Genomic DNA, 23,815 nt, shown 5'->3' on the forward strand with positions numbered 1-23,815 from the left:
ACAATAATAACTAGAGGTCGTAATCGTTGAAAATCAAACGTTCACCATATTCAGACAGAAGTTTTAAAGGAGATATATTATGACATTATCAACAACATTGACCATACTCTTTTCATCATTTTTAGTAACGGTCATTTTAGCACCAGTAGGAATCCCTCTTTTACGCCGATTAAAATTCGGGCAAAGTATACGTGAAGAAGGCCCTCAATCACATATGAAAAAAGCGGGTACACCTACAATGGGTGGTTTAATTTTCTTGTTAGCCATTATTATTTCGACAATTATAGTCGCAATGATTTTCGACTTGTTTACAACACAAACGATTGTATTATTACTTGTTTTAGTTGGATTTGGCGTAATTGGCTTTTTAGATGATGGGCTAAAAGTTATTTTTAAACGTAATTTAGGACTGACTTCCCTTCAAAAATTAATTGGTCAAATCGCAATTGCGATTGCAGCGTTTTTACTATTACGTTTAGGTTCATTTGATACATCTGTAGGGATTCCATATACAGATTTATCGATAGATTTAGGAATTCTATATGTAGGGTTTTTAATATTCTGGCTAGTAGGTTTTTCAAATGCGGTCAATTTAACAGATGGTTTGGATGGACTCGTATCAGGAACGGCTTCAATTGCATTTGCTGCATTCGGTGTCATTGCATTATTTAACGAGCAAGCCGATATCGCATTATTTGCATTTGCTGTAACTGGTGCATTACTAGGATTTTTGATTTTTAATGCAAATCCGGCGAAAGTGTTTATGGGAGATACAGGTTCCCTTGCGCTTGGCGGTGCATTGGCAATGATTTCGGTACTGGTAAAACAAGAATTGCTGTTACTATTAATCGGTCTCGTATTTGTTATTGAAACATTATCCGTTATTTTACAAGTAGGAAGCTATAAACTGCGTAAAAAACGTATTTTCAAAATGAGTCCGATTCACCACCATTTTGAATTATCTGGCTGGTCAGAATGGAAAGTCGTACTAGTATTTTGGTCAACAGGGTGTATCGTAGCACTTATAGCAGTATTAGCGGAGGCGTTATTATGATGGAATATGAAGGATTACAAGCTAAAAAAGTACTCGTTTTAGGATTGGCGAAAAGTGGTGTTGCGGCTGCTGAACTTTTGCATCGGTTAGGTGCATTTGTAACAGTCAATGATGCAAAGCCATTTGATGCAAATCCTGAAGCGCAGGAGCTTTTATCAAAAGGAATTACCGTAATTTGTGGACGACACCCAGAAGATTTGCTTGATGAAGGTTTTGAGCTTGTCGTAAAAAACCCCGGGATTCCATACACAAATCCGATCGTTGCCGATGCGATAATAAAAGGTCTACCTGTTATTACAGAAATGGAACTTGCCTATTTAGTAAGTGAAGCCCCATTTATCGGTATTACCGGTTCGAATGGTAAAACAACAACAACAACTTTACTATACGAAATGCTAAAAGTAGGCAGTTTAAAACCATTAATCGCCGGGAATATTGGAACCGTTGCTTGTGGTGTTGCAGCAGAAGCAAAAGCAGATGAGGTCATCGTTACTGAGTTATCATCGTTTCAGTTAATGGGGACACGTGAATTCAGACCGCATATTGCAATTTTGACAAATCTGTATGAAGCCCATTTAGATTACCATGGGACATTTGAAGAATATGCTGAAGCTAAATTTGGGGTCACACGCAACCAAACAGCTGAAGATTATTTTATTTATAATGCCGATCAGGAAGTTGTGGCGAAATATGCTCAAAAATCAAATGCCCAACTCATTCCATTTACGACAAAAGGTCATGCAAAACAAGGAATTAGTGCAGATAAAGAAAACATTTATTGGCAAGGCGATGCGATCTTAAAACGTGATAATATTGTATTGCCAGGCGAGCATAATTTAGAAAATATTTTATGTGCTGTAGCAGCAGCCCTACTGCAGCAATGTCCTGTTGAAGCGATTGAAGAAGTTTTATCAACATTTGCAGGGGTACGTCACCGTACGCAGTTTGTCCGTGAATGGCAAGGACGTAAAATTTACAATGATTCAAAAGCAACAAATGTACTGGCAACGAAAAGTGCCTTGGCTGCATTTGAGCAACCGATTGTATTATTGGCCGGCGGATTAGATCGCGGGCATTCATTTGAAGAGCTTCGTAAAGAAATGACACGTGTAAAGGCAGTTGTCGCGTTCGGTGAGACTGCACTTCGCTTTATCGAATTTGCAAAATCATGTGGCATTACGAATATTGTGCGTGCAATTGATGTAGAAGATGCAGTCGGATACGGAGCAAAAATGTCTGAAGAAGGTGACATCATTTTACTGTCACCGGCATGTGCAAGCTGGGATCAACATGCGAGCTTTGAAATTCGGGGCGACTTATTTATTGATCGTGTTATGAAACTTTCATAAGAAAGGATAGTTACACTGTCGCAAAAAAATCAACAGTATTTTATGATCAGTGCGATTGTATTGTCGCTTATTGGCATACTCTTTATTTTTTCAGCAGGTACATATTGGGGGAATGTTCACTATGATGGACAAACCCCGTTTTACCTGAAGCAGTCAATCTATTTCATCGTTGCACTTATCATTTGTGCAGCCATTATGAACTGGGAGTTTTTACAGCAACCGAAAGTGTGGAAGATTTTTTATATCATCTCGCTTGGCTTACTTGTTGCTGTTCTTATCCCGGGTATCGGGATTGTCCGAAATGGTTCGCAAAGTTGGATTGGAATCGGTCCTTTAACGATACAACCGGCTGAAATTGCGAAAGTAACGACAATTATTTATATTAGTGCCTTATTAACACAGCGGAAATCGTATGAGCGCATTGTTCAAGTGAAGCATTTTCTCATATTGATTCTTCCGGCAGCCTTAATTATGCTTCAGCCTGATTTCGGTGCTGTCTTTATATTAGTTGTAGTTGTTTTAATTATATTTTTTATTGCACAATATCCGTTGCGCTTATATGTTGTCCTCATCACTTTAGGTATAGGAGGCCTTGCCGGGTTAATTATCGCGGCTCCATATCGTCTTAAACGGATCGAAGCGTTTATCAACCCTTGGGCAGACCCGTTAGGAAGCGGCTTCCAAGCTGTACAATCTTTATTTGCGATAGGTCCGGCAGGCTTGTTTGGACATGGATTATTAAAAAGTAGACAAAAGTATTTATACTTACCGGAACCGCAGAACGATTTTATTTTTGCGATTATTTTAGAAGAAATCGGACTTGTCGGTGGAATGGGACTGCTGCTTATTTTTGCGTGCTTTTTAATTCTAGGATATCGCTTGGCATTACAATGTAAGCATGTATTTCATTTTTATGCGATATGCGGACTTACAACGATGATTGCTGTACAGGCAGCGCTGAACATAGGGGTAGTTATTAACTTATTGCCTGTAACCGGTGTAACACTGCCATTTATAAGCTATGGCGGAACATCGCTCGTTGTTGTCTGGGTAACCGTAGCGCTTATTTTAAATTTTTCATATGAAAGAAGGAAGGAGTAGGGATAATGGAAAAAGTAATCGATATTACAGAACGAGTACCAGCTATGAAAAAACGCAGAAGACGCCGTACAAATTTTAAATTTTTAGGACTAGTGACGATTTTTCTTTTTATCATTATCATCCTTCTTTATTTTCAATTACCTTATAGTGATATAAAAAAAATTGATATTAAAGGGGCAGCTCTTAAGGAAGATACGTACTATATCGAACAGTCAAATTTAAAAATTGATGATTCGTTATGGGGCTTTAAAATTTCGGAAGTGGAGCAGGCAATTGCTCAGCATGAATGGGTAAAATCCGTAAATGTCGAAAGGAAATTCCTGAATGAAGTTCAAATTACAATTGAGGAATGGCAAAAAGTAGCCTATATCTCACAAGACGGGGAGTTTTACCCTATGCTTGATAATGGCATTGTCTTTGAAGAACCCAATGAAATTGTTCCTATCGATGCACCGATTTTCCGGGATTTCGAAAATGAGGCTCTTCGAAAAAAGCTGTTAAAGGAACTTGCAAATCTAAAACCGGAAGTACTGTCGCTCATTTCACAAATTAATGCAAATCCCACAGAGGCGGACCCGTATTCAATTACGCTTTTCATGAATGATGGCTATGAAGTACGCGCAGATGCGAATACTTTAGCAGAAAAGTTAAATTACTATCCATCGATTATTGCGCAAATTGAAAGCGAGGACGTCTCTGAAAAAGGGATTGTAGATATTGAGGTTGGTTCATATTACCGACCTTTTTCAGGAGAATATTCATTAATAAAAGAAGACACTGAAAAAACTGAAGAAACTACAGATGAAACAGAAAATGCGGAAACGGATGAAGGGGGGCAACTGGAAGAACAAAATGAAGAAGAGCCAGAATGATAACAGCAGGCAGCCGAAGAAAAAATCTGCATTTTTTTCAAAAAAGTATGGCGCTATACTAATTGTATGCGTGATTACAGGATTTATTATCGGTTTTTCCTATAATTTATCGAAGGACAAGCGTACATTAAGTTCTGCCTCTCCCCAGTTTGAGCAGGAAAATCAGTACATGGAAGATTTGATTGAAAAACAGGAAAGAAACAAAGAGCTTGCAGGTGAGTTGGCCCAATTAGAGGAGAAAATTCGAACATATGAAAAGCAGTTTTCTTCGAACGAAACGCAATATGAACAGAATCGGCAGGATGCTGAGCAATTGCGACTGTTATTAGGACTAACAGATGGAATGGGACAAGGGATCAAAATAACACTGCAAGACGGTGATTATAATCCAGATACTACCAACCCCAATGAGTATATTGTGCACGAAAGTCACATATTTAAAGTATTAAATGAATTAAAAATTGCAGGTGCCGAGGCAATTTCGATTAACGGACAACGTTTGAAACCGAATTCTTACATTGCCTGCAATGGTCCAGTCATAACAATTGATGGACAACAGTACCCCGCACCATTTGTAATTGAGGCAGTTGGTAATCAGGATGTACTTATTTCTTCGTTAGAATTGGCAGGGGGAGTATTTGACCAATTATTAAATGAACAAATTGTCGTTACTTTGGAAACAGACGACCTAATAGAAATGCAAACAGTCAGCGATGAATAAGGCATAAAATCGGAGGGAAGATGATGACGAAAAAAATGTACCGTAATATTACAATGATCTCGTTCATCATCGGCTTTATGCTTGCAGTTCAATACAACACTGTTCAAAATCCGACCGAACGAACTACAGTTGATATTTGGGAAATTCGTCAGCAATTATTTGTGGAACAGGAGCGGCATTCCGAACTGCTGACCGCCATAAGCGAACTAACCGAAACAGTAAATAAATATGAGGATGCAGAGTTTGATAATCCGGAAATACTATTGCAGCAAACTGTTGATCAACTCAAAGAACGTGCAGGAATTTTGCCGGTTGAAGGACCGGGGTTAACGTTATCAGTTGGCCCTTCACCTGAATTAATGGACTTAGGCTATGAAATAAAGCCTGTATCGCCTGAACTGTTAATTCGCCTTATAAATGATTTAAATCGCTATAATGCACGGGCAATTGAAGTGGATGGCAAACGTTTAAGCTACAATTCGGCCATTCGCGATATTAATGGGAAAACGACGATCAATAGTGAGCCGATTCAAAATATGGATATTGAAATAAACATCATTACACTTACGTATGAGCAAGCCGAGAAAATGAAAAATCATTTGCTGGCTTCTACGTTTCAGGATGAGTTTTATATTGATAATCTAGTATTGTCGATTCATGATTCAGAGCAGAATATACAAATTGATTCAGTTGCGCCTGTACAAAGAATTAAGTATTTATCAGAAAAGTAGAAGGGGATGCGAATATGTGGTTACCACTTTTAGGTCTTATATTAGGTGTGGTATTAGGGATTTTAACAGATATTCAAATTCCATCTGTTTATGAAAACTATTTATCCATTGCTGTACTGGCGGCTCTCGATACAATGGTCGGCGGTATCCGTGCATTATTGCAGCAAGTTTACGATGACAAAGTATTTATTTCCGGGTTTTTCTTTAATATAATTTTAGCAGCAGGATTGGCTTTTCTCGGTGTTCATATAGGTGTCGATCTTTATTTAGCCGCTATTTTTGCATTCGGAGTTCGACTATTTCAGAATATCGCAGTCATTCGTCGGTTATTATTGACAAAATATGAGAACAGAAGATTGAAAAAGGAGGAAAACTCTTAACAATCACGTTAAAATATCATTACAATTTATCGTTTTACTTAGACAATCAACGAAATTTACAATAGAATGAACTATAGGAGTAATCGAAGGAGGTGCAGAAAGTTGAATCATCAAGAAATTTATGTTTCTCTCGATATTGGATCATCTTCAATAAAGGTCCTAATCGGAGAAATGAACGGTGATCAATTGCACGTAATTGGTGTAGGTCATGTGAAATCAACAGGGATAAGAAAAGGTGCAATAGTTGATATAGATGCAACTGTACAGTCCATTAAAAAAGCTGTAGATCAAGCAGAGCGAATGACTGGTATTAATATAGAAGAAGTGGTGCTTGGAGTTCCTGCAAACCAGACAGTTTTACAGCCTGTTAAAGGGGTTGTAGCGGTAAACGGTGAAGACCGGGAAATCACGGACGATGATTTAGCTAGAGTAATAGACTCTGCACAGGTTATGTCGATTCCACCAGAGCGAGAGTTAGTAAATTTGATTCCGAAACAATTTATCGTAGACAACCTAGATGAGATTAAAGACCCGCGTGGTATGATTGGCATTCGTTTAGAGATGGATGCGACAATGATTACGACATCCAAGACGCTTGTACATAATGTTTTAAGATGTGTAGAACGTGCAGGCTTGCAAATTCGCGAAATTTATCTACAACCATTAGCAGCAGGAAATTTTGCGCTGACGGAAGATGAGAAAAATCAAGGAACTGCTTATATCGACTTAGGCGGCGGATCTACAACTGTTGCGGTATTCCAAGACGGACTGCTGACAAATACAGCTGTTATCGCGGTAGGCGGAGATCATATTACGAAAGATTTATCGATTGTATTAAAAACACCGACAGAACAAGCCGAAAAAATCAAAAAGCAGTATGGACATGCCTTTTACGATGATGCTTCCGATGAACAAACGTTTGATGTTCCTGTTGTTGGTACTGATACAACGGATCAATACAGTCAACGTTTCATCTCAGAAATTATCGGAGTACGTTTAGAAGAGTTATTTGAATTAGTATTGGATGAATTAGCACGTATGGGGGTACAGGATTTACCGGGTGGTGTTGTCATTTCTGGCGGGGTAGCACAGCTTGAAGGAATTGCTCAGCTGGCGAGACAAGTAATGTTAACGCGTGTTCGCATTTATACACCTGATTACATCGGTGTACGTGAACCGGCCTTTACAACGTCAGTAGGTTTAATTCGTTATGCACATGCAGAAGACGAATTTTACGGAAGAAGCGAGCCGGTACCAGCTTCTTCATATGCAGCACCTTATCCTACTCAACCAACTCCTTCTAAAAAACAATCAAATGTGCCGGAGAGAGTAGATAGCGCAAATAAAGTAAGTGTGATTGATCGCGCGAAAAACTTATTAAACAAATTTTTCGATTAATACGAAAATGAATGACGTGAACAATTAGGAGGAGAAGAGTATGTTAGAATTTGAAACGGATGTTGAACAATTAGCCGTTATTAAAGTAATCGGCGTTGGCGGAGGCGGTAACAATGCCGTAAACCGCATGATTGAACATGGTGTACAAGGTGTAGACTTTATCGCTGTAAATACAGATGCGCAAGCTTTAAATCTGTCAAAAGCTGAATATAAACTACAAATTGGCGGTAAATTAACACGTGGACTAGGTGCCGGGGCAAACCCGGAAGTAGGAAAAAAAGCTGCTGAGGAAAGTCGCGAACAATTGGAAGAAGTATTACGTGGTGCCGATATGGTATTCGTAACTGCCGGTATGGGCGGTGGTACTGGTACGGGTGCAGCACCGGTAATCGCATCAATCGCACGTGATTTAGGTGCGTTGACAGTAGGTGTTGTAACACGTCCGTTTACATTTGAAGGCCGTAAACGACAAACACAGGCAATCGGCGGTATTACTTCAATGAAAGAAGCGGTTGATACATTAATCGTAATTCCAAACGATAAGTTACTGCAAATTGTAGATAAATCAACACCGATGCTGGAAGCGTTCCGTGAAGCGGACAATGTATTACGTCAAGGTGTACAAGGTATTTCAGACTTAATCGCAACACCTGGTTTAATTAACCTGGACTTTGCCGATGTAAAAACAATTATGTCCGATAAAGGTTCGGCATTAATGGGTATCGGGATTGCTGCTGGTGAAAACCGTGCAGTAGAAGCTGCTAAAAAAGCAATTTCTTCTCCATTACTTGAAACATCAATCGATGGAGCAAAAGGTGTCATTATGAATATTACAGGCGGAACGAACTTAAGTTTATTTGAAGTTCAGGAAGCTGCCGATATTGTGCAGCTCGCTTCAGATGAAGAAGTAAATATGATCTTCGGTTCTGTAATTAACGATAACCTAAACGATGAAATTATCGTAACGGTAATTGCAACAGGTTTCTCTGATGACTTTATTATCCAAAAGCCGCAGCCTGTGCGTCCGTCAATCGGTGCTCGTCAACAAGCTGCAACAAGCACAACTCAACCGCAACAACAGCAGCCTGTACGCCAGCAAGATCCGGTGCAGCAAGAAGCGCCACGTCATACACAACAAACAAACTATCAGCAGGACGATGCATTGGATATTCCGACATTTTTACGCAATCGTCGCAATCGCTAATAATACAGACTTTCATAATATAAAAAACGATTATTTACATGTTTATGTGAATAATCGTTTTTTTAGTTTAAGAGATGTTATGAAAAGTAGCATCCTTTACATGTATTGGAAAGGAAAAGTAGATTAACACATGCCCTCACCACACTGAAACCTCACCTGTGCCCCTATGATTCTTTAACTTTCCTGCTACCAACTTTTTGTCGATTGGATTTGAATGTCGTAACAATATGTCACACGATTCTTCCAAATTTATGCAACAGTTAGACAAAAAACTCTGGGGGGGTTTGATAATCTTATTTACAGGAGGACAATACATGTATGCAGAGTGGATTCTTTTAATGAATTTTTTAATGAATCTCGTACTACTAAAATTTACCGCAACAATAACATATACCATCATTCCAATTTGGAGATTACTATTAGGGGCCTTTTGTAGTGCGCTGATCGCTGTGTTATTTATGGGAAACATATTCATGTTGCTTGTAAGTTTCATCGTACTATTAGGCATTGCCTTTTCATTTAAATGGAAAATATTTTACGAGCAAGGGAAGTGGATTGTTGTCGCTACTTTGCTCGCAGGTGGATTAATAACAGCATTACAACCATTTTTGCTTGCATCTCCGTTTTTCGTTTATATTTTTTTATGTTTCGGCATAGTATGTATTAGTTTGACAGTGATGAAACAAGGCTGGTTTCAAAAACTGCAGAATGTTGCACAAAGTCGGTATGTAACGACAAGCAAAGTAGAACTGTTCGAACAACAAATGGAGCTCGTAACATATATCGATACCGGGAATGAATGCACTGAACCTTTAAGTCAGGCACCGGTCCATTTTATTTCGTTTAAATCAGTTCAATCGATGTTACCAGATGAATTTAGTGAATGCCTGCTCAAATGGAATGAGCAGGAGCCTTACTCACTGACAATGTTTTCAAAGGAAATACAGAAAAGAATACGTATTGTTCCTATTACAACGGTTCAAAAAGGCACGTTACTCGTACCGGCCTTTCGTGCCACAATTGTCATTCAGAACAAGACGTATCCAAATCACTATGTTGTATTTACGAAAAATGATGCGCGCTTTCCGCAAAATGCACAAATGATTGCACATGTGTTTGTCCTAACGAATTCATAAGGGAGGATCGATATTGCTTAAAAAAATTCAATCGATAATTTTAAACATACTAAGCTACTTTAGAAGAAAAAAAGGGACATACTATATAGGGGGACATGATTCATTGCCTATTCCATTAACTAGAGAAGAAGAAGTTGTCGTAGTCGAAGCATTTATGAATGGTGACTTGCATGCCAGAGATATGTTAATTGAAAGAAATTTACGTTTAGTCGTTTATATTGCAAGACGTTTTGATAATACAAGCACACCGATTGAGGATTTAATCAGCATCGGTTCCATTGGCCTTATTAAAGCGATTGAAACTTTTAATTTGGATAAAAACATTAAATTAGCGACATATGCATCTCGCTGTATCGAAAATGAAATATTGATGCATTTACGAAAGACGAGCCGCATGAAAGGCGAAGTTTCCTTTGATGAACCGTTAAATGCGGATGCAGACGGCAATGAACTATTACTTTCAGACATATTAGGGACAGAAGAACATATTATAACACTTGACGTAGAACGTAAGATTGAGCGTCAGCATATGTTTAATGCCATTAATCAGCTGACACCTCGTGAAAAATATATTATGGAATGTCGTTTTGGCCTAAACGGAAAAGAAGAAATGACACAAAAGGAAGTAGCGGACCATTTAGGTATTTCACAATCTTATATTTCTAGATTGGAGAAAAAAATTATAATGGATTTACGTGAATTCTTGAACGAACCAATTGCATAAGATGGTTAAATTTGGCGTGCATAGCGATGACCATTTCGGACAAAATGATTGCAAAGACAAAAGACAATCAAGTTCGGAAGGTGAAGTTGGATGCGTACAAAAGTGGAATTATGTGGTGTGGATACATCTACATTACCAGTACTGAAGCCAGATGAAATGAAAGATTTATTTATACGATTACAGCAAGGAGAATTGATTGTTCGTGAGCAGCTAGTTTTCTGCAATTTACGCTTAGTGCTCAGTATTGTCGGCCGTTATGCATATCGTGGCGAACAGGCAGATGATCTATTCCAAGTAGGATGTATTGGTTTATTAAAAGCGATTGATAATTTTGATTTAAAGCATAATGTTCGATTTTCGACATATGCTGTACCGATGATTATGGGAGAAATCCGCCGACACCTGCGCGATCATCATGCACTGCGTGTGTCTCGTTCATTGCGCGATATCGCGTATAAAGCGATGAAAGCAAAGGAACAATTTATTGCGGAACATTTAACAGAACCCACAATCGAGCAATTGGCACAGGCAATTGAGATGAAAAAAGAAGATGTATTGTTTGCTCTTGATGCAATTCAAGACCCGATGTCACTGCAGGAACCGATTTATTCTGATGGTGGCGATGCAATTTTTATGATTGACCAAATTAAAGATAAAGTGACAGAAGAGCATTGGGTCGGCTCGATTTCACTTCAGGAAAGTATGAAAAAGCTAAATAGCAGACAAAAAATGATTATAGAAAAGCGCTTTTTCCTAGGAGAAACTCAAACGGAAATCGCACAATCTCTTGGTATTTCACAAGCGCAAATATCAAGATTGGAAAAGAGTGCGGTAGAATTGATGAAGCGGGATTTCCGTTAAATAGATAGAAATTCTGAGGGACTGTCCAAACGTAGGGCTGTCCCTTTCATCATAATTTCACGATGTTTGAATATTTATAATGAGGTAAAATTAATAAAATGATACAGAGAGGATGGAGGAATGCGATTTTCATCCGTTCAGGAAAAGGAAATCATTGAAGCAACAAGCGGAAAATTTATCGGATATATTGTAGATGCGGAAGTGGACGAAAAAGAAGGTGCCATTACTGCGTTTATAATTTCCCCGCCAAAAAAGTTTTACCATTTATTTCAAGGGGAAGAGTTAGTTAAGAAAATTCTCTTTAGTAATATACTCACAGTCGGAAAAGATGTCATCTTAGTGAAATCACCGGATGAATAGTTCACGCTATTCATTGAAAATTAAACTATCACTTGATACAATGAGATAAACTATTGTTGTAAAGTTGGGAAAAAAGTGGCGAAAATCATAGAAAACTTAAAGCAGATTCAACATCAAATAGAAATTGCAAAACAACGTGGCAATGCCGAACAGGCAGTCCAGATTATTGCTGTGACAAAAGAAGTAGATGTCAACCGGACAGAAGAGGCGATTGAAGCGGGTCTTGTCCATTTAGGAGAAAACCGTCCTGAAGGCTTATTAAATAAGCTGGATTCGATTAACACAGCTGCTTCCTGGCATTATATAGGTTCATTACAGACAAGAAAAGTAAAGCAAGTAATTGATCAAATAGACTATTTACATTCTCTTGATCGATTAAGCCTGGCAGAAGAGATTGAAAAAAGAGCAACAAAACGAGTGAAATGTTTCTTGCAAGTAAATGTTTCCGGTGAAGAATCAAAACATGGACTAACGAAAGAACAAGCGCTGGATTTTGTAAAGCAGCTTGAGCAATTTTCAAAAATTGAAGTAGTAGGTTTAATGACAATGGCTCCTTTTACTGAAAATGAAACGATGATTAGACAAGTGTTTAAACAGTTAAAACAATTGCAACAAGAAGTGTCACAATTGAACATTCCAAATGTACCTTGTACTGAATTATCGATGGGCATGTCAAATGACTACGAAATTGCAGTTGAAGAAGGGGCAACATTTGTTAGAATTGGAACAGCTCTTGTTGGTTAAGGAGGATTAATATGAGCATTAAAAATATTTTTGACAAGTTCTTTTATTTAGAAGAAATAGAAGAAGATTATGCTCCTGCCCAAACGCAAACAATGCAAAAACAAGCACCAAAAGCAGTTCAAAATGAACCACAGCAATTTTACCAGGATTATGGACAAAAGCAGCAACCACAACTCATTCAAAACCGAATGAAGAAGGAGCGTAAAATGCAACAGCAACCACCACGCAATGAAGTCGTGATGCAAAATCATAACAATGTTGTGAGCCTTCAAGCTGCGTCTTCATCGAAGAATTCCAAGTTAGTATTATTAGAACCACGCGTGTATGCAGAGGCGCAGGATATTGCAGAACATTTAAAAAATAAACGTGCCACTGTTGTCAATTTACAGCGCATCGACCGTGATCAAGGGAAGCGAATAATCGATTTTCTGAGCGGAACAGTGTATGCTTTAGGTGGAGATATTCAGCGTATTGGAAATGATATTTTCTTATGTACACCAGAAAATGTAGAAGTATCAGGAGAAATTTCTAATTTAACGTTCGAGTAATTAAATTTTGTGAGGTAAAAACATGATTATATTTTCAATTGTATCAACAGCATTTCTTGTTTACCGTTTTATGCTGATTGGATACATATTAATGTCTTGGGTTCCGGCACTGCAAGAATCGGCTGTTGGTCGTTTCCTGGAAACAGTCTGTGAACCGTATTTAGGATTCTTCCGCAAATTTATACCACCAATTGGCATGATTGATATTTCACCAATTGTCGGTTTATTCGCGTTAGTATTTATCGAACGAGGCGTCTATAGCGTCCTAGCATTTTTCTTATAATCTAATTGGAACTCCTGCCATTGTAGGAGTTTTCTTTATTTCCGGTTGGATCGCGGTTCACTGAATGAAGCGGTCAACATGCAATAGGAAAAGGTTTTTAAATTGGCTGAATGTCCTATACATAAAATAAAAGTTTAATTTAATCAGAAAGTGGAGAAATTAGTAACAAGTTTAAAAGAAAGTAGGAATCATGATGGAGCATTTAATCCAACATTTTCGTAAAGATGAACAACCTTTCATTGAGCAAGTTATTGGATGGCAGCGTGAAGTAGAAGATCGCTATGCTCCAAAATTAACCGATTTTTTAGATCCGAGACAGCGTTTTATCGTAGAGTCCATCGTTCATCAATCAGATGATCTACATGTATTCACAGAAGGGATATTTGAGGAAGCGGAGCGTAAACGAATGCTGATTGCCCCTTCGTATTACGAACCTGCAGAAACCGATTTTCAAATTGCTGTGTACTCACTGAATTACCCGACAAAATTTGTCCAGCTGCGCCATCCTGACGTTTTAGGTGCCTTATTATCGATCGGGCTTGATCGCAGCAAGTTTGGGGATATTCGACTTGCCGATAATACAGTCCAATTTGCAATTGCATCGGAAATCGCGGACTATGTGCGGGCGCATTTAACGGGTATCGGCAAAGTGAAAGTAAGTGCTGAGGAAATGGATGAGACTACACCGTTTATCCAAAACATGGAGCAATGGGTCGAAAGCTCGTATACGGTTTCTTCAATGCGTCTGGATGTAGTCCTAGCGACAATCGTTAATATTTCCCGTCAAAAATCACAAAGCTTAATCAATGCCGGAAAAGTAAAAGTTAACTGGACTGTCAGGGAAGCTGTGGCCTTCGAATTGCAGGAAGGCGATATCATTTCGGCAAGAGGATATGGGCGGTTAAAAGTTATCCTGACAGAAGGACGGACAAAAAAAGATAAGATTCGATTACAAGTAGGACGTTTAGAGCAAAAAGTATAATTTTCAACTGTTTTTTAGGAAAACATGATGTTATTCAGAAAAGAAACGTTTATAATACTTGTAAGAATGTACGTAAAAAAGGAGAGTAGAACGATATGCCATTATCACCTCTTGATATACATAATAAGGAGTTTACACGTGGATTCCGTGGATATGCAGAAGACGAAGTAAATGAATTTTTAGATCAGATTATAAAAGATTATGAGATTGTTTTACGCGAGAAAAAAGAGCTCGAAGAAAAGATTAAAATGATGTCGGAACAAATGAATCATTACAATTCATTGGAAGACACATTACAGAAATCAATTGTCGTTGCTCAAGAGGCAGCTGGCGAAGTTCGTCGCAATTCCGAAAAAGAAGCAAAGCTCATCGTTAAAGAAGCTGAAAAAAATGCGGATCGTATTGTAAATGACGCACTGGCAAAAGCGAGAAAAGTGACGATTGAGATTGACGAATTGAAAAAACAGTCGAAAGTATTCCGCAACAGATTTAAAATGTTAGTGGAAGCACAGCTTGATTTACTGAATACAGGTGATTGGGATCAATTACTCGAATATGACGTAGACTTAACGGAAATTCAGGAAAACAATCGTAAAGAGATCAATGAAGAGAGCCAAAATGACGAAAATGCCGTGTATTAGTCTATGGTACTTGACATTTTATACAGCCTTTTCATATACTGAAAAATAATGAATAGGATGCAATGCATCATGCTTTGACGGAGACAGTAAATTTAACATTGTGGTTTAGCGATTCGAGGACGGTGAGAGCTCGAACGAAGCAAGTTAAATCGAAAATCACTCCTGAGCTAAATAACTGAAATTCGAGTAAGTTATTTCGTAGCACACGACGTTACAGTGTCTAATGAGGCTAATTTTAATTAGCGAATTTAGGGTGGTACCACGAGACTAATGCTCCTCGTCCCTTTTTACAGGGATGGAGGGGCTTTTTTGTTGTTTAAAAAGCTTCCTAATCCTTAAGAGCATTAAAAAAACATGGAAATTTAGAACGCTACATTTATTTGCTAAAGCTGTTGATTAGAATTTAGGGGAGGATGGAACGAATGCTAAAATCTTCACGTCCTGTGACAACGCATTCGTGAATCGGTCCCCGATAGGAGAAAATCAACAATCATTATTCAGCAATCGATAAGATCATTAGGAGGAATTTACAATGGTAGAGTATAAAGACACATTATTAATGCCGAAAACCGACTTCCCTATGCGCGGCGGTTTACCAACAAAAGAACCGCAAGTTCAGGCGCAATGGGATGAAATGGATATTAACAAATTAGTACTGGAGCGTACAAAAGATCGTCCTCACTATTTACTGCATGATGGCCCTCCATATGCAAACGGAGATATCCATATCGGTCACGCATTAAATAAAGTCATCAAAGACATGATCAACCGTCAAAAATCAATGTCAGGTTTCCACGTGCCATATATTCCAGGTTGGGATACACATGGTTTACCAATCGAGCAGGCACTAACAAATAAAGGTGTTAAACGTAAAGAAATGTCGGTTGCAGAGTTCCGTGAACTATGCGAGAAATATGCATATGAACAAATCGAAAACCAAAAAAGCCAATTCCGTCGCCTAGGTGTACGTGGTGACTGGGAAAATCCGTATATTACATTAAAACCTGAATTCGAAGCACGCCAAATTGAAGTATTCGGGAAAATGGCGGAGAAGGGCTATATTTATAAAGGCTTAAAACCAGTTTATTGGTCACCATCTTCTGAATCTGCATTGGCAGAAGCAGAAATCGAATATAAAGATGTTGAATCTTATTCAATTTATGTAGCATTCGGCATTAAAGACAGCAAAGGCGTAGTACCGGCTGACGCTAAATTTGTCATCTGGACAACAACGCCATGGACGATTCCGGCAAACTTAGGGATTTCGGTTAACCCTGAATTCACATATGTAGTCGTAGAAACAAACGGCAGCAAATATATTGTTGCAAAAGATTTACTGGAAAAACTATCATCGACATTTGGCTGGGAAAATGTACAAATCGTTCAGGAAGTACAAGGCGAACAGCTTGATATGATCGTTGCAGAACACCCAATTTACAAACGTGATTCATTAGTGATGGTTGGCGACCACGTAACTGCTGATGCAGGTACGGGATGTGTACACACAGCACCAGGTCACGGTGAAGACGACTATCAGATCGGCAAACGCTACGGTCTGGATATTTTATCACCGGTAGATAACGGTGGCTGCTACACAAATGAAGCACCTGGTTTTGAAGGGTTATTCTATGAAAAAGCAAATCCGGTTGTCATTGAAAAATTAAAAGAAGAAAATGTATTATTACATGTTTCTAAATTTACACACTCATACCCGCATGACTGGCGTACGAAAAAACCGGTAATTTACCGTGCAACACCACAATGGTTCGCATCTGTTGAAATGTTCCGCAGTGAATTATTGGATGCAGTAACAGCGACAGAATTTACACCGGCATGGGGGGAAACACGTCTTTACAATATGATTCGCGACCGTGGTGACTGGGTAATTTCCCGTCAGCGTGCATGGGGTGTACCAATTCCGATTTTCTATGCGGAAGATGAAACACCAATCATCACATCAGAAACAATTGCGTATATTTCAAAATTATTCCGTGAACACGGTTCGAATATTTGGTTCCAGCGTGAAGCAAAAGACTTGCTACCTGAAGGCTTTACACATGAAGGCAGCCCGAACGGCAAGTTTACAAAAGAAAACGACATTATGGACGTATGGTTCGACTCAGGATCATCTCACCAGGGTGTATTAGCAGAGCGCGGAATGAAGTATCCTGCTGACCTTTATCTTGAAGGTTCTGACCAGCACCGGGGCTGGTTCAACTCTTCATTAATCACATCAGTTGCGATTAATGGGCATGCACCATATAAAGGTTTATTAACACATGGTTTCGTATTGGACGGCGAAGGACGCAAAATGTCTAAATCGCTTGGTAACACGATTGACCCGATCAAAGTGATGAACCAATACGGTGCCGACATTATTCGTATGTGGGTAGCATCTGTTGACTATACAGGAGATGTTCGTATTTCAATGGATATGTTGAAGCAAGTTTCTGAGACATACCGTAAAGTGCGTAATACATTGCGCTTCCTGCACGGGAATGTGACAGACTTTAACGAAACGACTGACCGTGTACCTTACGAAGAGTTACGTGAAATGGATCAGTATATGTACATGCGATTACAGGATGTTGTAAAAACAATCCGTGAAGCATATGACCGTTATGACTTCTCAACTGTTTACACAACTGTGAATAACTTTGTAGCAATCGAGCTTTCTTCATTCTACTTGGATATCGCAAAAGATGTTGTGTATATCGAAGGAACTGACAACAAAAACCGTCGTGCAATGCAAACTGTTATGTATGATACATTAATGGCATTAGTAAAATTATTAACGCCAATTATTCCACATACGACAGAAGAGTTATGGAGCTACATCGAGTTCGATGGCAAGCCGCAATCTGTACAATTAACAGATTTCCCAGAAGTAGTAGAACAAGCAAACTTTGCAGAATTGCGTACGAAATGGGTAAAAGTAATTGCAGTACGCAATGAAGTGTTAAAAGCATTGGAAGAAGCGCGTAATGCAAAAACAATCGGTAAATCATTGGAAGCGAAAATTTCGGTTTATGCAGACAGTGAAACAGTCGAGCTATTGAATGATGCAAACATCGATTTTGCACAGCTTTCAATTGTATCTCAATTCTTCATCGCAGGCAGTAAGGAAAATGCACCTGCAGAAGCTTTAGTACTTGATAAAACAGCATTAGTTGTTGAAAAAGCAGACGGTGAAAAATGTGAGCGTTGCTGGACAATTTCAGAAACAGTCGGCGCAAGCGAAAACCATCCAACACTATGTAAACGATGTGCGGATGTTGTAGAAAACTATTACGTATAAAAATTCGGAACGCTATTGCCATTTTGGTAATGGCGTTCCTTTATACCTTTTATATTTTTCAGAAAAATAAAACATTTAGGAGTTGTACATTTTGGAACAAATTGAACAAAAGCCATTAACTCCTGATACTTTTATGCAGGGGATAAAAGATTGTGTACCGACATTGCTAGGGTATATTAGCATAGGTCTTGCATTTGGTGTTGTAGGAATTGCATCAGGCATATCGGTATTGGAAGTATTTTTACTATCGGTGCTTGTATATGCGGGTTCCGCCCAGTTTATATTTTGCGGATTGTATTTAGCCGGAGCCCCTGTAACAGCAGTCATAGTCACAATTTTTATCGTCAATTTACGGCACTTGCTGATGTCACTGACAATTGCACCTTACTTCACAAAGTATTCTACGCTGCGTAATATCGGGTTCGGGACATTGCTTACAGATGAAACATTCGGTGTTTCCGTCGTTGCTGCAGGAAAAGAAGGACGTCTTGGCGGAAAATGGATGGATGGTTTAAACATAACGGCCTATACAACTTGGATAGCGGCTTGTACAATAGGTGGCATTATCGGGCAATGGCTGCCGGATCCGGAAAAATGGGGACTGGATTATGCTTTAGTGGCAATGTTTGTCGCACTGCTTGTTCTGACGCTTGCGAGCATTCCAAAAGAAAAATTAATGCATTACATAAAACTGATTTTCATTATGATCATCAGCATGTACGGGATGCTCTACTTTATGCCCGGGCATTTAGCTGTTTTGTTATCAACGATGATTGTTGCAACGATTGGGGTGGTATTGGAAAAATGACAACCTCAGTAGCGATGGTATTATTAATTTTAGGCTGTGCTTTAGTAACTTGGATTCCTAGAATATTGCCGTTTATATTAGTGAAAAATATGAAGATGCCAAAAATCGTCCTGCGATGGCTTGCCTACATACCGGTTTGTATATTGTCCGCCCTCGTAATTGAAGGTTTCTTCGAGAAAGAAGAAGCAATCGTTACGGTTCAATGGCTTAATGTAATGGCATTTATTCCGACATTATTTGTTGCATTACTCACAAAAAGTTTATCCAAAACAGTAATTGCCGGTGTCGTGACAATGGCGGGGCTGCGATTAATTGTCGGCTAAATTAAACAGACAGAAGCTTATTTAGTTATTCAGGACTGGATAAGCTTTTTTTGTAGAACGTTACTATTTATGAAAAGAGTTTTATTTTCCTTTCTTGTCACTTTTCACGCATTAAAAATATCAGATGCTCTGATTTTTATGTTAAAATAGGAAAGATATATCGTAAACGGAGGATTTGCTGTGTATAAATATTACGGAATCGCAATAATTGCAGTCATTTTGGATCAATGGACAAAGTGGCTCATTGTTAAAAATATGGAATTAGGGGAACGCATCAGTGTATGGGATCCTTGGTTTGGCATCTTATCGCATCGAAACCGTGGTGCGGCATGGGGCATGTTAGAAGGACAAATGTGGTTGTTCTCAGTCGTAACAGTAGCTGTCATTATCGCAATTATTTATTTTAATCATACAGAAGCAAAGGGTAAGCCACTATTTCATGTAAGTTTAATGCTGTTATTAGGTGGTGCGGTAGGTAACTTTATTGACCGTTTATTCCGAGGAGAAGTAGTTGATTTTGTCGATGTTTTTATACCGGTAATCAATTATCATTTCCCGATCTTCAATATCGCAGACGCAGCTTTGACAATTGCTGTTGTAATGCTTTTCATTACGATCATACTAGAAGAAAAAAAGGATAAGAAAAAGGTGAAATAATGACAATAGTCACATTAACAATAGAAGAATTTGCAGGGGAACGTATCGATAAGGCACTTTCACAAATGGAAGAATCTTGGTCACGTTCGCAAATTAGTAACTGGCTGGAGGCAGAACGTATTTTAGTGAACGGTGCAGCCGTAAAACCAAAATATAAAGTGAAGCAAGGGGACGTTATTGAAGTAACGGTTCCGGAAGTAGAAGATTTGGAAATCATTCCAGAAGATTTGAATTTGGAAATCGTTTACGAAGATGCAGACGTATTAGTCGTGAATAAACCGCGTGGAATGGTAGTTCACCCGGCACCAGGCCATACTTCTGGCACATTAGTGAATGGTTTAATGCATCATTGCAAAGACTTATCTGGCATTAACGGTGTGGCACGTCCAGGTATCGTACACCGTATTGATAAGGATACGTCCGGTTTATTGATGGTTGCAAAAAATGATGTTGCCCATGAAAGTCTTGTCAATCAGCTTGTTGAGAAGTCTGTAACACGTAAGTATACAGCATTAGTACATGGTCATATTGCGCATGAAAAAGGAACAATTGATGCACCGATCGGCCGTGACCAGAAAGACCGTCAAAAGCAGGCAGTTGTCGATAAAGGCAAGCATGCGGTTACACATTTCCAAGTAATCGAGCGTTTCGGCGAGTTTACTTTAGTAGAGTGCCGTCTTGAAACAGGTCGTACTCACCAAATTCGTGTGCACATGAACTATATCGGTTTCCCATTAGCGGGTGACCCAAAATACGGTCCAAGAAAAACTATCGATTTCGGCGGACAAGTATTACATGCAGGTGTATTAGGATTTATCCACCCTGTAACGAAAGAATATTTAGAGTTTGAATCCCCGCTACCGGAAGATTTCAAACAATTATTAGAAGAATTACGCGGGTAATCGCGAACAGCCGTCTCCTTTTTTTGGGGGCGGTTGTTTTTTTGATTCAATGCATTATATACTGCGTGTTGTGGCATTCAGGTGTTTTTACTGGAACATTTGAAGTAGATATAGAAGAAGTTGGAGCGATAGTAGAAGAAGTTGGAGTGATATTAGAAGGGAAGTGGCTTTAATTAGAAAACGGGTAGGAATGGTTCCGGTTAGAGGCATTGATATTTGCATGCATTGATGTTCTGACAGCTTAAAGTGATTTCATTAGAACATTTGAAGTGGATATTAGAAGAAGCTCAGCAGATATTAGCACATAAGGAAGCTTTATTAGAAAATCTCGAATACTTATTTGAACAATCAACCATTATATTAGAAGATCAGACTTTTATTAGAAGATTTCAAAATATATTAGAACATTCAGCTCATTTATTAGAAAATCCCCGCAAAGTACAAAAACGAAGTAAAATTCAGACTCTTCAAACATTAATTTTCAGTTGTCTGACCTTCACAAAGTTTGTTGACTTATTAAATAATCAAGCCTATACTGACAACAGTGAACTACAGAACTTGACGAGAGCAAGCAGGTAGTCACAGCAAATCAAATCAATCTGAATATTGTTCACCTTTAATGGCAGTCCAGAGAGGCTGAGAAGGGATAATGTGAAGCAACGGAATTTTTGTGCGCAAAAATACCCGTGTGCAGTTTTTCAACATGACTTTTCAAACCCTCTAGAACTTTCTAGAGGGTTTTTTGTTTGAAACTTACATTGATCAAACCCTGTGAACACGGAAAAAATGAAAGGAGAAAAAAACATGGAAAATTTTACAGTATTACTTGATGGACCATCGATGAACCGTGCGATTACAAGAATCGCACACGAAATAATTGAACGCAACAAAGGCATTGACGAAGTGATTTTAGTCGGGATTAAAACACGCGGCGCATATTTGGCAAGACGTCTTGCAGAAAGAATCGAAACGATCGAAGGGAAAGCGATTCGGACAGGGGAGCTTGATATCACATTGTACCGTGATGATTTAACACCTAAACACGATCAGGCACAAGTTAAGCAAGTCGATATTGAGCACCAAGTAAAGGATCAGAAAGTGGTACTGATCGATGATGTTCTTTATACAGGAAGAACAGTTCGTGCAGCATTGGATGCCATTATGGACTTAGGCAGACCAGCGCAAATTCAGCTTGGGGTTCTCGTTGACCGGGGCCACCGCGAATTGCCGATACGTGCCGATTATGTGGGGAAAAATATCCCGACATCAAGCGTTGAACGCATTGTCGTCAATCTCGTAGAAACAGACAAAGAAGATATTGTAACAATTCATAAATTTGAGGAATAAGTGAATACAGGGAGAGAACATCATGACGAAAGCAGTATTGGATATTCATGAAAAACCTACAGTAGGGCAGCTGATTACATTTAGTTTCCAGCACATGTTTGCCATGTTCGGATCAACAATTTTAGTACCAAAATTAGTCGGGTTAAGCCCATCCATTGCGCTATTAACAAGCGGAATTGCGACAATTATCTTTTTGATCATTACACAGTTTAAAGTACCGGCTTACTTAGGTTCATCATTCGCCTTTATCTCTCCGATTATATTAGTAGCCGGCTTAACAGAAGCAGGTGTTTCCATCAACCCTGGAAATGCAATGATCGGAGCAATGATGGTCGGGATTGTATACGCAGTCGTATCATTATTAATTTGGAAAACAGGCTACAAATGGCTGATGAACATTTTGCCGCCAATCGTCGTTGCACCGGTAATCATCGTAATCGGATTAGGATTATCAGGCACGGCAATAGATATGGCGATGAACGTGGACGGCAAATACAGCGGCCTTCACTTCTCGGCAGCATTAGTAACATTAGCTACGGCGATTGTTTTCAACGTTTTCTTTAAAAATATTTTAAGTGCAATGCCGATTCTTATGGGAATTGTAGTCGGCTATATATATTCAGTCATCATTGGGATCGTTGACTTCACGGCAGTAAAAAGTGCGAAGTTCTTCGCATTGCCGGACTTTTTAATCCCTGGTGTACACTACGAGTTCCAACTTACAGGAGCAATCTTTATCGGAATGGTGCCAATTGTCATTGTAACGATTTCTGAACATATCGGTCACCAGCTAGTATTAGGGAAAGTTGTAAACCGTAACTATATTAAAGACCCGGGTTTACATCGTTCGCTGTTAGGTGACGGTCTTGGAACATTTGCTTCAGCGCTGATCGGTGGTCCGCCAAAAACAACATACGGCGAAAATATCGGGGTTCTTGCGATCACACGTGTATATTCAGTGTATGTAATATTAGGGGCAGCAGTTGTTGCCATCGTCGTATCGTTCTCAGGTCAGCTGATGGCACTGATTGAAACGATTCCGACAGCAGTACTTGGCGGTATTTCAATCCTGTTATTCGGGATTATTGCAGCAAGCGGTTTACGAATGTTAGTAGAAAGCAAAGTGGACTTCGGAAATAACCGTAACATGGTCATTGCATCTGTAATTCTGGTAGTTGGAATCGGCGGAGCAGCAATGCGCTTTACAGAAAGCTTTGCGATTGAAGGAATGGCATTAGCATCGATTATCGGTGTCATCTTGAACCTTGTATTGCCAGGTCGTGAAGTAACAGAAAATGATATTTACGAAACAGAAGAATAAAAAAAGATACCTTTTAAAGATTGTCCAGAGAGGCAAGGAAGGGTATGACATGCATGAAAGGATCATCAAC

The 23,815-nt window shown here is 39.0% G+C and carries 25 protein-coding genes and 1 other annotated feature; all 25 genes read left to right on the plus strand.

The window, feature by feature from the left end:
* Nucleotides 1–79: 79 nt before the first annotated feature.
* The 25 genes from mraY to ABS917_RS00600 all read left to right on the plus strand — a co-directional run bounded on the left by mraY (nucleotide 80) and on the right by ABS917_RS00600 (nucleotide 23,745).
* The gene (mraY, locus tag ABS917_RS00480; RefSeq protein ID WP_339175453.1) at nucleotides 80–1,054 is read left to right on the plus strand and encodes a phospho-N-acetylmuramoyl-pentapeptide-transferase; all 975 of its coding nucleotides are present in this window, start codon (nucleotides 80–82) and stop codon (nucleotides 1,052–1,054) included.
* On the plus strand, nucleotides 1,051–2,403 hold the full coding sequence (gene murD / locus ABS917_RS00485) for a UDP-N-acetylmuramoyl-L-alanine--D-glutamate ligase (protein WP_350477188.1): 1,353 nt from the start codon (nucleotides 1,051–1,053) through the stop codon (nucleotides 2,401–2,403). Before mraY ends, murD begins: the two co-directional genes overlap by 4 nt.
* A 42-nt stretch (nucleotides 2,404–2,445) precedes the next feature.
* Nucleotides 2,446–3,504, plus strand: coding sequence for an FtsW/RodA/SpoVE family cell cycle protein (locus ABS917_RS00490; protein WP_350477189.1), 1,059 nt, complete (start codon nucleotides 2,446–2,448; stop codon nucleotides 3,502–3,504).
* A 5-nt stretch (nucleotides 3,505–3,509) separates the two neighbouring features.
* Nucleotides 3,510–4,376, plus strand: coding sequence for a cell division protein FtsQ/DivIB (locus ABS917_RS00495; protein WP_350477190.1), 867 nt, complete (start codon nucleotides 3,510–3,512; stop codon nucleotides 4,374–4,376).
* On the plus strand, nucleotides 4,357–5,097 hold the full coding sequence (locus ABS917_RS00500; RefSeq protein WP_350477191.1) for a DUF881 domain-containing protein: 741 nt from the start codon (nucleotides 4,357–4,359) through the stop codon (nucleotides 5,095–5,097). Before ABS917_RS00495 ends, ABS917_RS00500 begins: the two co-directional genes overlap by 20 nt.
* 23 nt (nucleotides 5,098–5,120) lie before the next feature.
* Nucleotides 5,121–5,828 (plus strand): DUF881 domain-containing protein, encoded by a 708-nt coding sequence (locus tag ABS917_RS00505; RefSeq protein WP_350477192.1) that lies wholly within the window; start codon nucleotides 5,121–5,123, stop codon nucleotides 5,826–5,828.
* A 14-nt stretch (nucleotides 5,829–5,842) separates the two neighbouring features.
* On the plus strand, nucleotides 5,843–6,208 hold the full coding sequence (locus ABS917_RS00510; protein WP_008403393.1) for a small basic family protein: 366 nt from the start codon (nucleotides 5,843–5,845) through the stop codon (nucleotides 6,206–6,208).
* A gap of 102 nt (nucleotides 6,209–6,310) precedes the next feature.
* On the plus strand, nucleotides 6,311–7,606 hold the full coding sequence (ftsA, locus tag ABS917_RS00515) for a cell division protein FtsA (protein WP_251689489.1): 1,296 nt from the start codon (nucleotides 6,311–6,313) through the stop codon (nucleotides 7,604–7,606).
* Nucleotides 7,607–7,646: 40 nt separating this feature from the next.
* Nucleotides 7,647–8,810: a cell division protein FtsZ gene (ftsZ, locus tag ABS917_RS00520; RefSeq protein ID WP_350477193.1), complete on the plus strand. Its 1,164-nt coding sequence runs from the start codon at nucleotides 7,647–7,649 to the stop codon at nucleotides 8,808–8,810.
* A gap of 314 nt (nucleotides 8,811–9,124) precedes the next feature.
* Nucleotides 9,125–9,946: a sigma-E processing peptidase SpoIIGA gene (locus tag ABS917_RS00525; protein WP_079525034.1), complete on the plus strand. Its 822-nt coding sequence runs from the start codon at nucleotides 9,125–9,127 to the stop codon at nucleotides 9,944–9,946.
* Nucleotides 9,947–9,959: 13 nt separating this feature from the next.
* Complete coding sequence (gene sigE, locus ABS917_RS00530) at nucleotides 9,960–10,670, plus strand: RNA polymerase sporulation sigma factor SigE (RefSeq protein ID WP_079525036.1); 711 nt, start codon at nucleotides 9,960–9,962, stop codon at nucleotides 10,668–10,670.
* 90 nt (nucleotides 10,671–10,760) lie between these two features.
* Nucleotides 10,761–11,531, plus strand: a complete 771-nt coding sequence (gene sigG / locus ABS917_RS00535; RefSeq protein ID WP_350477194.1) for an RNA polymerase sporulation sigma factor SigG — start codon at nucleotides 10,761–10,763, stop codon at nucleotides 11,529–11,531.
* A 120-nt stretch (nucleotides 11,532–11,651) separates the two neighbouring features.
* Entirely contained in the window at nucleotides 11,652–11,891 is a 240-nt protein-coding gene (locus ABS917_RS00540; RefSeq protein ID WP_079525038.1) for a PRC-barrel domain-containing protein, read from the plus strand.
* Between the two features lie 75 nt (nucleotides 11,892–11,966).
* The gene (locus ABS917_RS00545; RefSeq protein WP_350477195.1) at nucleotides 11,967–12,635 is read left to right on the plus strand and encodes a YggS family pyridoxal phosphate-dependent enzyme; all 669 of its coding nucleotides are present in this window, start codon (nucleotides 11,967–11,969) and stop codon (nucleotides 12,633–12,635) included.
* A gap of 11 nt (nucleotides 12,636–12,646) precedes the next feature.
* The gene (locus ABS917_RS00550) at nucleotides 12,647–13,183 is read left to right on the plus strand and encodes a cell division protein SepF (protein ID WP_350477196.1); all 537 of its coding nucleotides are present in this window, start codon (nucleotides 12,647–12,649) and stop codon (nucleotides 13,181–13,183) included.
* Nucleotides 13,184–13,205: 22 nt separating this feature from the next.
* Entirely contained in the window at nucleotides 13,206–13,466 is a 261-nt protein-coding gene (locus tag ABS917_RS00555) for a YggT family protein (RefSeq protein WP_339175467.1), read from the plus strand.
* 193 nt (nucleotides 13,467–13,659) lie between these two features.
* Nucleotides 13,660–14,448 (plus strand): YlmH family RNA-binding protein, encoded by a 789-nt coding sequence (locus ABS917_RS00560; RefSeq protein ID WP_350477197.1) that lies wholly within the window; start codon nucleotides 13,660–13,662, stop codon nucleotides 14,446–14,448.
* A gap of 95 nt (nucleotides 14,449–14,543) precedes the next feature.
* The gene (locus ABS917_RS00565) at nucleotides 14,544–15,089 is read left to right on the plus strand and encodes a DivIVA domain-containing protein (protein ID WP_350477198.1); all 546 of its coding nucleotides are present in this window, start codon (nucleotides 14,544–14,546) and stop codon (nucleotides 15,087–15,089) included.
* A 65-nt stretch (nucleotides 15,090–15,154) separates the two neighbouring features.
* Nucleotides 15,155–15,377, plus strand: a binding site (T-box leader).
* 244 nt (nucleotides 15,378–15,621) lie between these two features.
* A complete protein-coding gene (gene ileS / locus ABS917_RS00570; RefSeq protein WP_350477199.1) occupies nucleotides 15,622–18,387 on the plus strand; it encodes an isoleucine--tRNA ligase in 2,766 nt (921 codons plus the stop codon).
* Between the two features lie 133 nt (nucleotides 18,388–18,520).
* On the plus strand, nucleotides 18,521–19,195 hold the full coding sequence (locus tag ABS917_RS00575) for an AzlC family ABC transporter permease (protein WP_350477461.1): 675 nt from the start codon (nucleotides 18,521–18,523) through the stop codon (nucleotides 19,193–19,195).
* Nucleotides 19,192–19,518, plus strand: coding sequence for an AzlD domain-containing protein (locus ABS917_RS00580; RefSeq protein ID WP_350477200.1), 327 nt, complete (start codon nucleotides 19,192–19,194; stop codon nucleotides 19,516–19,518). The genes ABS917_RS00575 and ABS917_RS00580 overlap by 4 nt, the downstream gene beginning before the upstream one ends.
* Nucleotides 19,519–19,698: 180 nt before the next feature.
* Entirely contained in the window at nucleotides 19,699–20,175 is a 477-nt protein-coding gene (gene lspA / locus ABS917_RS00585; protein ID WP_350477201.1) for a signal peptidase II, read from the plus strand.
* Nucleotides 20,175–21,077 carry an RluA family pseudouridine synthase gene (locus ABS917_RS00590; RefSeq protein ID WP_350477202.1) on the plus strand — a complete coding sequence of 301 codons (903 nt, stop codon included), beginning with the start codon at nucleotides 20,175–20,177 and terminating at the stop codon, nucleotides 21,075–21,077. The genes lspA and ABS917_RS00590 overlap by 1 nt, the downstream gene beginning before the upstream one ends.
* Nucleotides 21,078–21,881: 804 nt before the next feature.
* Nucleotides 21,882–22,424: a bifunctional pyr operon transcriptional regulator/uracil phosphoribosyltransferase PyrR gene (gene pyrR / locus ABS917_RS00595; protein WP_350477203.1), complete on the plus strand. Its 543-nt coding sequence runs from the start codon at nucleotides 21,882–21,884 to the stop codon at nucleotides 22,422–22,424.
* Nucleotides 22,425–22,446: 22 nt separating this feature from the next.
* Nucleotides 22,447–23,745: a solute carrier family 23 protein gene (locus ABS917_RS00600; RefSeq protein ID WP_350477204.1), complete on the plus strand. Its 1,299-nt coding sequence runs from the start codon at nucleotides 22,447–22,449 to the stop codon at nucleotides 23,743–23,745.
* The last annotated feature ends 70 nt before the right edge of the window (nucleotides 23,746–23,815 follow it).

It is taken from the genome of Solibacillus sp. (genome assembly GCF_040273735.1).
In the GTDB taxonomy this organism is placed as follows: Bacteria; Bacillota; Bacilli; order Bacillales_A; family Planococcaceae; genus Solibacillus.